The 9,945-nt window shown below is 70.6% G+C and carries 10 protein-coding genes; 4 read left to right on the forward strand and 6 right to left on the reverse strand.

What is annotated here, in order from left to right:
• Positions 1-156: 156 nt before the first annotated feature.
• On the reverse strand, positions 157-1,272 hold the full coding sequence (alc, locus tag ACFWP5_RS31040; protein ID WP_384163806.1) for an allantoicase: 1,116 nt from the start codon (positions 1,270-1,272) through the stop codon (positions 157-159).
• A gap of 47 nt (positions 1,273-1,319) precedes the next feature.
• Positions 1,320-2,657: an allantoinase AllB gene (allB, locus tag ACFWP5_RS31045; protein WP_384163809.1), complete on the reverse strand. Its 1,338-nt coding sequence runs from the start codon at positions 2,655-2,657 to the stop codon at positions 1,320-1,322.
• Positions 2,658-2,931: 274 nt separating this feature from the next.
• Between allB and ACFWP5_RS31050 the strand changes: the two genes are divergently transcribed.
• Positions 2,932-3,726, forward strand: a complete 795-nt coding sequence (locus tag ACFWP5_RS31050; protein ID WP_384163812.1) for an IclR family transcriptional regulator — start codon at positions 2,932-2,934, stop codon at positions 3,724-3,726.
• A complete protein-coding gene (locus tag ACFWP5_RS31055) occupies positions 3,723-4,424 on the forward strand; it encodes a DUF6304 family protein (RefSeq protein ID WP_384163815.1) in 702 nt (233 codons plus the stop codon). The genes ACFWP5_RS31050 and ACFWP5_RS31055 overlap by 4 nt, the downstream gene beginning before the upstream one ends.
• 1 nt (position 4,425) lies before the next feature.
• On the opposite strand, the gene ACFWP5_RS31060 is transcribed toward ACFWP5_RS31055, so the two are convergent.
• Positions 4,426-4,746, reverse strand: coding sequence for a DUF5955 family protein (locus tag ACFWP5_RS31060; RefSeq protein WP_317885749.1), 321 nt, complete (start codon positions 4,744-4,746; stop codon positions 4,426-4,428).
• Positions 4,747-4,934: 188 nt separating this feature from the next.
• Here ACFWP5_RS31060 and ACFWP5_RS31065 point away from each other — a divergent pair, with 188 nt between their 5' ends.
• Both ACFWP5_RS31065 and aceB read left to right on the forward strand, forming a co-directional pair.
• Positions 4,935-5,534: an NTP transferase domain-containing protein gene (locus tag ACFWP5_RS31065; RefSeq protein WP_384163818.1), complete on the forward strand. Its 600-nt coding sequence runs from the start codon at positions 4,935-4,937 to the stop codon at positions 5,532-5,534.
• 183 nt (positions 5,535-5,717) lie between these two features.
• Positions 5,718-7,349 carry a malate synthase A gene (gene aceB, locus ACFWP5_RS31070; protein ID WP_384163821.1) on the forward strand — a complete coding sequence of 544 codons (1,632 nt, stop codon included), beginning with the start codon at positions 5,718-5,720 and terminating at the stop codon, positions 7,347-7,349.
• Between the two features lie 24 nt (positions 7,350-7,373).
• On the opposite strand, the gene ACFWP5_RS31075 is transcribed toward aceB, so the two are convergent.
• The 3 genes from ACFWP5_RS31075 to ACFWP5_RS31085 are packed head-to-tail and all read right to left on the reverse strand — an operon-like array spanning position 7,374 to position 9,558.
• Positions 7,374-7,682 (reverse strand): SelT/SelW/SelH family protein, encoded by a 309-nt coding sequence (locus ACFWP5_RS31075; RefSeq protein WP_384163824.1) that lies wholly within the window; start codon positions 7,680-7,682, stop codon positions 7,374-7,376.
• Complete coding sequence (locus tag ACFWP5_RS31080; RefSeq protein ID WP_384163842.1) at positions 7,679-8,593, reverse strand: HipA family kinase; 915 nt, start codon at positions 8,591-8,593, stop codon at positions 7,679-7,681. Before ACFWP5_RS31080 ends, ACFWP5_RS31075 begins: the two co-directional genes overlap by 4 nt.
• Before the next feature lie 29 nt (positions 8,594-8,622).
• Complete coding sequence (locus ACFWP5_RS31085) at positions 8,623-9,558, reverse strand: TolB family protein (RefSeq protein WP_384163827.1); 936 nt, start codon at positions 9,556-9,558, stop codon at positions 8,623-8,625.
• Positions 9,559-9,945 lie beyond the last annotated feature (387 nt).

Genomic DNA, 9,945 nt, shown 5'->3' on the forward strand with positions numbered 1-9,945 from the left:
TGGCTCGCGTCCCTCTGGGGGGCTCCGCCCCGAGACCCCCGTTCGGCCCTGAAGGGGCCTCGTCCTCAAACGCCGGACAGGCTGGATGGTGGCGGCCTGCGTTGGAAAGGCGCCGGACGGGCTGAAAATCAGCCCCTCCGGCATGGGCAGCGTGCGTCAGCCGCCCAGCTCCTGGTGCCGGGCCGCCAGCGTCGCTGCCCCCTGCTCAGTGAGCGACCCGAACAACCGCAGCCGCGAGATCCCGCCGTCGGGATAGATGTCCACGCGTGCGTGCGTCCCGATCGCCGGGGTCGGCAGGACGAAGCGGTGGTTCGTGTCGGGCTGGAGGCGGGTGCGCGGGAGGATCTCGGTCCACTCGCCGGCCTCGCCGTCCCGGACCGACACCGATGCCCAGCCCGCGCTGTTGCCCTTCAGGTACGCCGTGTCGATCTCGACGGCGCGGATCTGGGACTGGGCTGCCAGGCGGTAGCGGATCCAGTCGTTGCCCTGGTCGCGGCGGCGGCGGGTTTCCCAGCCGTCGTCCATCTTGCGGGAGCGGCCGGGCTGGATGGTGTTGGTGGCGGGCGAGTAGAAGAGGTTGGAGGCGTCCTCGGCACCGCCACCGTTCTCCAGGGCGACCACGTCGAAGGTGCCCAGCGCCGCCAGCCAGTGGGGGTCGGGTACGACCTCGCCGTAGACCCGAAGGCGCGCGATGCCCCCGTCGGGGTGCTGGTTGACACGGAGGTGGGTGAAGCGTTGTTCGGTGGCTATGGAGAAACCGTTCGCCGCGTGGCCGCCCACCGGTGTGCGCGGGACCAGGGGCGTCCACTTCACGTCGTCGGCGAGCAGCTCCTCGGGGGACGGGGAGCCCGGTACCGACGTGCCCTCGACCGATACCGCCTGCGGGTAGTTGCCGCGGAAGTGGGCCGTGTCGACGACGATGCCCCGGATGACTCCGGGCGCTCCGAGGCGGACCAGCGCCCAGTCGTGGTCCTCCGCCGTCGGCCAGGGGTGGTCGGCCGAGGTGCCGCGGCGGCGGCGGGTCTCCCAGCCGTCCATGATCTTGCCCTTGTGGCCGAAGTGCTCGGGGTCGAACTCGGCGGGTCCGGGCACCAGCAGGTTCTCGCGCTGGGCGAAGAACTCGTCGTTGGCGGCGATGACACCGGCGCCGAGCTGCCGGTCGGCGAGGTTGGCGTACTGAGTGAAGGGGAAGTCGGCCGTGCGGTAGTCCGCGTACGGGTCACCGCCTCCGTAGGGGTTCGCGTCGCCGGTGAAAGTCGGAATCGCCGTCACTAAATCTGCCTTTCGGGAGTAGGCCGCTGCGGGTGCGGAAGGGTGAATCAGGGGGTACGGGTCAGGAGTTGGCCCTTCGGGTCGGTGAACTCGCCGTCCAGCACGATGCGTTCGCCGCGCAGCCAGGTCGACTTCACGACGCCGCTGAGGGTCTTTCCGGCGTACGCCGTGACGCGGTTGCGGTGTTGGAGGGCCGCCGGGTCCACGGTGAACGTCTCGTCGGGCGCGAGGACCGCGAAGTCGGCGTCGCGGCCCGCCTCGATGGCGCCCTTCTGGTCAAGTCCCGCCAGCTGTGCGGTCCTTGACGACATCCAGCGGACCACGTCCGCCAGGTCGTAGCCTCGCTTGCGCGCCTCCGTCCACACCGCGGCGAGGCTCAGCTGGAGGCCGGAGATGCCGCCCCACGCGGTGGCGAAGTCGTCGGTCTTCAGGTCGGCCGTCGAAGGTGAGTGGTCCGTCACGACGCAGTCGATCGTGCCGTCGGCCAGCGCCTGCCACAGCAGGTCCTGGTTGGCGGACTCACGGATGGGCGGGCAGCACTTGAACTCGCTTGCGCCGTCCGGGACTTCCTCGGCCGTGAGGGTCAGGTAGTGGGGGCACGTCTCGACCGTGACGCGGACACCCTCGGCCTTGGCGGCGGCGATCAGCGGCAGCGCGTCGGACGAGGACAGGTGCAGCACGTGCACGCGCGCGTCAAGGCGCTTCGCCTGCGCGATCAGCCCCGCGATGGCCGTGTCCTCGGCGTCGCGCGGACGGCTGGCGAGGAAGTCGGCGTACTTGGGACCGCCCTGCTGCGGGGCCGCTTCGAGGTGGTGCGGGTCCTCCGCATGGACGATGAGCAGGCCGTCGAATCCCGCTATCTCGGCCAGGGACAGGGCGAGTTGGTCCTGGTCAAGGTGCGGGAACTCGTCGACGCCGGACGGGGACAGGAACGCCTTGAAGCCGAAGACCCCGGCGTCGTGCAGCGGGCGCAGGTCCTTGACGTTGCCGGGCAGGGCGCCGCCCCAGAAGCCGACGTCTATATGGGCCTTCTCCGTGGCGACCCGCTGCTTCGTACGGAGGTTGTCGACCGTCGTCGTCGGCGGGAGGGAGTTGAGCGGCATGTCGATCAGGGTGGTGATGCCGCCGGCCGCCGCCGCGCGCGTGGCGGTCCAGAAGCCCTCCCAGTGGGTGCGGCCGGGGTCGTTCACGTGCACATGGGTGTCGACCAGGCCGGGCAGCAGGACGTCGTCGCCGAAGTCCTCGAACCGTGCTCCGGACGGGACTTGGGCGTCGTACGGGAGGACGGCCGTGATCTTCCCCCCGGCGACCGCGACCGCCGCCGCGCGTGTCCCCTCGGGAGTGATGACACGTGTGGAGCGCACCACCAGTTCAGCGTCGGACACCCGGACCCCTCTCTCTGCCGCCGTTGTTACTTCCGGGAAACGGGATTTACTTCCACGTAACGGAATTCAACGTTCTGTTGAAGGAGTCTTCACTCCCACTCCCGTACCGTCAAGAGCACACTTCTCCACGATGCGCCTCATGCGCATACTCTGGACGTTTCCACAAAGCGGAATTAAACTTCCGGCAAGCAGAACGTAGCTACGCACAGGCGGGGAGTCAACCGACCCCCGGGTAGGCTTCAGCCCTTCCCGCCCGTGCCGAAAGGAACGCGCCGTGCCGCCGTCCAGCGCCAGCACCACCGATTCCACCAAGTCCGCCACCGGTGGTGTCCAGTCCCTTGAGCGCGCCTTCGACCTGCTGGAGCGGATGGCCGACGCGGGCGGTGAGGTCGGCCTGAGCGAGCTCGCCGCGAGCAGCGGACTGCCGCTGCCCACCATCCACCGCCTGATGCGCACGCTCGTGGTCTGCGGTTACGTCCGCCAGCAGACCAACCGCCGGTACGCGCTGGGCCCGCGCCTGATCCGCCTCGGCGAGTCCGCGTCCCGGCTGCTCGGCACCTGGGCCCGCCCCTATCTGGCCCGGCTGGTCGAGGAGACCGGCGAGACGGCGAACATGGCGCTGCTCGACGGCGACGAGATCGTGTACGTCGCGCAGGTGCCGTCCAAGCACTCGATGCGCATGTTCACCGAGGTCGGCCGGCGCGTCCTGCCGCACTCCACGGGCGTCGGCAAGGCCCTGCTCGCCAACACCCCGGACAACGAGGTGCGCGCGCTGCTCGCCCGTACCGGCATGCCCGCCGCGACCGAGAAGACGATCACCACGCCCGACGGTTTCCTCGCGGCCCTGCAGGACGTGCGCCGCCTCGGCTACGCGCTCGACGACAACGAGCAGGAGATCGGCGTGCGCTGCCTCGCCGTCTCCGTGCCCAACTCCCCCACCGCCGCCGCGATTTCGATCTCGGGCCCGGCGGGCCGGGTCACCGAGTCGGCGACCGACAAGATCGTGCCGATGCTCCAGCAGGTGGCCGGCGAGCTGTCGGAGGCACTGGCCAGCCAGAACCCCGCGTGAACTCCGTGCGGTTCTGGCCCGGCCGGTACACCGACCGGCACGGCGGCAAGGCCGTCGTCTTCGAGTCGGACGGCCGGGAGCTGATCCGCACGACGATCCGGGGCGTCCGCTTCGAGGGCGACAGCATGGACGACCTCGGCGCGCTCGGCGGAGAGCCACCGGAGGCCTCGTTCGCCTTCTTCGACGGCGGGCTCTGCTCGTGTCTCCTGGAGTGGGAGGTGCCGCTGTCCGTCGCGGTCGAGGGGCAGGGCGTACGTACGGCGGTGCTGGACTGCGCGCTACGGCTCGGGAGCCCGGCCGGTCCCGGGCGCGGGCTGGACGCGGAGACGCTGACCACGACTCTGCGCCTGGACGGGCGCGAGTACCAAAACACGGGTGGCCAGGGGGACTTCGAGTCCGCGCTGCACGACATCCAGCGCCGGCTTCCGGCGGGAGTCCGGCTCCGGGCCTGTGTCGCGTGCGCCTGGTCCGACTACAGTCCGCTCGGCAACGGGTTGATGGCGGGGCTGGCCTGCTTCCGTGACGCCAAGGACCGCTATCGCCAGGTCGACGGCAAGCACGGCCCCCGGGGCATCTTCGCCCTCTGGGACGAGCACACCGAGTTCGTCCAGGAGACCTGGCTCTGCGGCGAGTTCGAGCACCGGACCGCCACTCACACGGGCTACCGGGGACCGTTCCCGTCGCCCGCGTGGCCGTGAACTAGCCCTGTCCGCCCCGGGGTTGACCGAACAGGTCCACCGCGTTGCGTACGTCCGTCAGGCCCCTCGCGAGCGCGCTCACCGAGCCGATCGCACCGGCGATGAGAAGCAACGAGCGGCGCAGGCGCGGGATTTCGGGGATGCCGTCGATGGTCATCGCGGCCAGCGCCGCGAGTTCGTCCTCGGCGATGACCCGGTCGGGGAACTCGGCCGGATGCGCGGCCAGTTCGCGGCGCAACCGGGACACCGCGGTCCGCAGTTCCGCCACCCTCGGATCCTCGTCACTGCCGGTCACTGACCTCTGCCCCAAGCTCCGCAACACAGCTCTCCCCCCTCGCACGTCTTCGTGCGCAAGAACTTCGCGGTCCCGCCGCGCACCCCGCAATACTGGTCGGGCGCCGAGGGACGCGGGCCAGTAAACGCCACCCGGTACGGGGTGCGCCACTCCACGGACCGAAATTAAGTCTGAGGATTCCCTGCGGTCGCCACCGCGTCAGGTATGCAGGACGTATGACGCTAAACGAAGACCAGGTCGCCGGGCTGCTGCTCGCCGCAGGGGGCGGCCGACGGCTCGGCGGGCGGCCCAAGGCACTGCTGCGACACCGGGGGCGGCCCCTTGTGGAGCACGCGGTCGGGGTCCTGCGCGCGGCGGGCCTCACCCGCGTCCACGTGGTGCTGGGGGCTCGCGCCGACGCCGTACAGGAGCAGGCGGAGCTGACCGGCTGCGTGGTCGTGGAGAACCCGGAGTGGGAGCAGGGGATGGGGTCCTCGCTGCGGGCCGGGCTGGACTCGCTCGCGGGTACGGGGGCGCGGGCGGCGCTCGTGTCGCTCGTGGATCAGCCCGGGATCGGTGCGGAGGCGGTGGCGCGGGTGCTGGCCGGGTTCATGGACGAGGAGTCACTGGTCTCGGCCGCCTACGACGGGGTACGCGGGCATCCGGTGCTGTTCGGTGCCGCGCACTGGGCCGGGATCGCCGAGAGCGCGACCGGTGACCGGGGGGCGCGGACGTACCTCAAGGCGCACGCGGACGCGGTCACGCTCGTCGAGTGCGGGGATGCGGCGCAGCCGTACGACATCGACACTGAGGCGGATCTCGTCCACCTTGAGTGAGCGGGGTGGCACTGAGCGCCATCTTGGCTCGATCCGGAGAATCTCGACATCAACAAACCATTGAACTTCCACAATGAGGAAACTAGTATCCACTGTTCAGAAGCGCCCGACGGCCCCTCGGGTGCTCCCAGCCCTACCCGGGTCACCTGGCACCCGGTGCCACGCTGAAGGAAGTGACAGTTCATGTCCGCACCAGCGCCGTCCTCGCCGGTCGTCGTCGACGCCGAGCCCCTGCCCCGGCAGGGCGAGGTCCTCACCGACGAGGCCCTCGCCTTCTTGGCCGAGCTGCACCGCCGGTTCACGCCCCGCCGGGCCGGACTCCTCGCCCGCCGGGCCGAGCGCCGCGCGGAGATCGCCCGCACCTCCACCCTCGACTTCCTCCCGGAGACCGCCGCGATCCGCGCGGACGACTCCTGGAAGGTGGCCCCCTCCCCCGCCGCCCTGAACGACCGGCGCGTCGAGATCACCGGCCCCACCGACCGCAAGATGACGATCAACGCCCTCAACTCGGGCGCGAAGATCTGGCTCGCGGACTTCGAGGACGCCTCTGCGCCGACCTGGGAGAACGTCGTCACCGGTCAGCTCAACCTGATCGACGCCTACTCCCGCGCCATCGACTTCACCGACCCCAAGTCCGGTAAGTCGTACGCCCTGAAGGCCGAGGACGAGCTGGCGACCGTCGTGATGCGGCCGCGCGGCTGGCATCTGGACGAGCGTCACCTCCTGGTGGACGGTGAGCAGGTCCCGGGCGCCTTCGTGGACTTCGGGCTGTACTTCTTCCACAACGCGCAGCGGCTGCTCGACCTGGGCAAGGGCCCGTACTTCTACCTCCCGAAGACCGAGTCGCACCTCGAAGCCCGCCTGTGGAACGACGTGTTCGTCTTCGCGCAGGACTACGTCGGCATCCCGCAGGGCACCGTCCGCGCGACCGTGCTGATCGAGACGATCACCGCCGCGTACGAGATGGAGGAGATCCTCTACGAACTCCGCGACCACGCCTCGGGGTTGAACGCGGGCCGCTGGGACTACCTGTTCTCCATCGTGAAGAACTTCCGTGACGGCGGGCCCAAGTTCGTCCTCCCGGACCGCAACGCGGTGACGATGACGGCCCCGTTCATGCGGGCGTACACCGAACTCCTCGTCCGTACCTGCCACAAGCGCGGGGCGCACGCGATCGGCGGCATGGCGGCGTTCATCCCGTCCCGTCGTGACGAGGCGGTCAACAAGGTCGCGTTCGAGAAGGTCAAGGCGGACAAGGACCGTGAGGCCGGGGACGGTTTCGACGGGTCGTGGGTGGCCCACCCGGACCTGGTGCCGATCGCCATGGCCTCCTTCGACGCGGTGCTCGGCGAGAAGCCGAACCAGAAGGACCGGCTGCGCGAGGACGTCGACGTCAAGGCCGCCGACCTGATCGCCGTGGACTCCCTGCACGCGAGGCCGACGTACCCGGGGTTCGTCAACGCCGTTCAGGTGGGCATCCGTTACATCGAGGCGTGGCTGCGCGGGCTCGGTGCCGTCGCCATCTTCAACCTGATGGAGGACGCGGCCACCGCCGAGATCTCGCGGTCGCAGATCTGGCAGTGGATCAACGCGGGCGTTGAGTTCGAGCACGCAGGAAACACGGTGAAGGCAACTCCCGAGCTGGCGCGCAAGGTTGCCGCCGAGGAGCTGGAGAACATCCGCGCGGAGATCGGCGCGGACGCCTTCGCCGCGGGCCACTGGCAGCAGGCCCACGACCTCCTCCTGGCGGTCGCGCTCGACGACGACTACGCGGACTTCCTGACGCTGCCCGCGTACGAGCAGCTCAGGGGCTGATCCTCAACCACCGTCAGGAACAGCTCACTTGTCCGAGTGGCCCAGGGACCTTCCCGGGGCCACTCGGTCGCGTACGAGCTTCTTCACGGCCGTCGGCTCCGGGAAGCCCTGTGCGCGGCGGTCCCACACCACCTCGTCGTTCACGCGGACGACGAAGACGCCGCCGGTGCCGGGCTTCAGGGACAGTTCCGTCAGCTCGGTCTCGAAGGTGGTGAGGAGTTCCTGCGCCAGCCAGACCGCGCGGGGCAGCCATCGGCACTGGGTGCAGTACTCGATCTGCACGCGGTGCTCCGGCTGGACGGGGTTCTCTGTGGGGACGTCTACGTCTGTCATCCGAGGTGTACCGACCAATCCTGTTCCGCCGCCGGTTTGCCGTGCAGGTCGGGGACCCGCTTGAGCCAACTCGGGCGGCCCTGTTGTGTCTTCGCCGCGCGGAGGGCCTCCTCCGCGGCGCGTTCCTCCCGGCTGGGGAAGTCGGTGGGGAGCCAGGCCGCGGAGGCCTCCACGCGCGCGTGGAGGTAGGCGACGTACGCCTCCCGTACGGCGTCGGGTGTCGCGAAGCCCGGTTCGCCGGCCAGCCAGGCGTCCGGCACCTCGGCCGCGATGCGGCGCAGCAGTTCCCCGGTCACCTTGGGGGCCAACTCGGCGTCGGCGGCACGGGTGTCCGGGCCGTAGTGGCCGAGGGCGTGGTGGCGGAAGTCGTAGGACTTCGCGGGGTCGGCGCCGTCCCAGCGGTGGTGGAAGACGAGGGCGGCGCCGTGGTCGATGAGCCACAGGCGCGGGGGTGCGATGCCGAGCGTGGGCCAGATCATCAGGTTGGAACTGTGGACCGTGCGGTCGACGTTGACGGTCAACGCGTCGAGCCAGATGATCTTCCCGGCCTCCAGCGGGTCGACGGTGCAGCGCGCGGCGACCTCCGGGGTGAAGTCCCGCGCGCCCGGCAGGAAGTCCATGCCGAGGTTCAGACCCGCGCTCGCGCTGTGCAGGTCCCGCACCTCCTGGTGCGGCTCCTCGTCGGCGATCGCCGGGTCGAAGTGCACGAGGACCAGCTCGGGGAAGCGCAGGCCGAGGGCGCGGGCCAGCTCCCCGACGATCACTTCGGCGACCAGCGCCTTGCGGCCCTGCGCGGAGCCGGTGAACTTGACGACGTACGTGCCGAGGTCGTCGGCCTCGACGAGTCCGGGGACGGAACCGCCGGACCGCAGGGGCTCGATGTAGCGGGTCGCGGTGACCTCTCTCAGCATGTCCGACATGAAACGAGCATAGAGGCAGGTCAGCGCCAGGAGGGGTGGCCCTCCGGCGTACTGCCGGTGGTGAGCCTGCGTTCGCCGGTGCCGTCCGCGCGGACGGCCCAGATCGCCGGTCGGTCGAAGGGGCCCCGGACGAAGGCCACCCACTTGCCGTCGGGCGACCAGACCGGGTCCATCTCCTGCGCGGCGGTCCGCACCAGCGTCCTGTCGTCCGTGCCGTCCGCCTTGACGATGTGGATGTCTCCCCCTGTCCCCACGTCGGGTGCCCCGGCGGTGTAGGCGAAGGAGCGGCCGTCCGGGGACCAGACGGGGTCGAGCGCACGCCGGGGCTGGTGGGTGACCTGCCGGGGCTCGGCGCCCGGCCGCGCCGGGTCGACGACGTGGATCTGCCAACCCGACGTCTTCTGCAGGCAGACGGCGATGTGCTTGCCGTCGGGGGACCACGCCGGGTCCTCCACCTTCGCGGTGCCGGTGGTCAGTTGCTGCGCTGAGCCGTCCGAGACGGTCACGGCGAACAGTTGCTGCACACCGTCCTGCCGGCGCAGCACGGCCAGCCGCTTGCCGTCCGGGGACCAGGACACCCGGCCGCCCGCGATCGCGGCGACCCGGCGGACGTCGGTACCGTCCGCGTTCGCCGTCCAGACCGCCGACCCCTGCCCCGTCTTGCGGGTGAACGCGAACGACTTGTTGTCGGGGGACCACTGCGGCAGGGCGTCGCACGTCCCGTCGATCACCTGCTTCGGGTCGTCCGTGGTGGAGTCGCGGCGGCCGATCACACTGTGGCACGTCGACGATCCGGGGTCCGTGTCCATCCGCACCAGCAGCGGGGCATCGGGAAACGCGGCGCCGGTCGATCGCAACGGCGACGACGAGGCTCCCCCGGCCCCGGCGTCGTTCTGGCCGGAACCGGCCCAGGGATGCCACACGAGCACCCCCGCGGTGACAGCCACGACCAGCATCGCCCCTACGACGACTGTCCTACGGCGCCCCCGCCGCACCCCGGCACCATCCACCGGACCGGTACCACCGGGCGGAACGGGAGCGGGCGCGAAAACCGGCGCGGGCCCGAAACCGGGGCCGGGCGACGACTGAACGGTCAGGGGATGGGAGGCCACGACGGGCCTCTCACCAACCGACGACGAACCGGACGGCCTCTCGACGACCGGCGACGAACCGGGCCCCCTCCCGTCAACCGACGACGAACCGGACGGCCTCCCGGCGACCGGCCACGGACCCGCGGCCCTCTCGCCAACCGGCGACGGGCCACTCGGCATCTCGGCGATCGCCGGCGCGACGGACGGCCCCTCGCCAAACGCCGACGGGCCGGCAGACCCTTCGGCAACCAC

Source organism: Streptomyces sp. NPDC058469 (genome assembly GCF_042721125.1).
Taxonomy (GTDB): domain Bacteria; phylum Actinomycetota; class Actinomycetes; order Streptomycetales; family Streptomycetaceae; genus Streptomyces.

Excerpts from the sequence above, each read along its gene's own strand:
- ACFWP5_RS31075 (WP_384163824.1), bottom strand. The coding sequence starts at position 7,682 with ATGACAGACGTAGACGTCCCCACAGAGAACCCCGTCCAGCCGGAGCAC.
- ACFWP5_RS31080 (WP_384163842.1), bottom strand. The coding sequence starts at position 8,593 with ATGCTGAGAGAGGTCACCGCGACCCGCTACATCGAGCCCCTGCGGTCC.
- ACFWP5_RS31065 (WP_384163818.1), top strand. The coding sequence starts at position 4,935 with ATGACGCTAAACGAAGACCAGGTCGCCGGGCTGCTGCTCGCCGCAGGG.
- ACFWP5_RS31085 (WP_384163827.1), bottom strand. The coding sequence starts at position 9,558 with ATGCTGGTCGTGGCTGTCACCGCGGGGGTGCTCGTGTGGCATCCCTGG.
- aceB (WP_384163821.1), top strand. The coding sequence starts at position 5,718 with ATGTCCGCACCAGCGCCGTCCTCGCCGGTCGTCGTCGACGCCGAGCCC.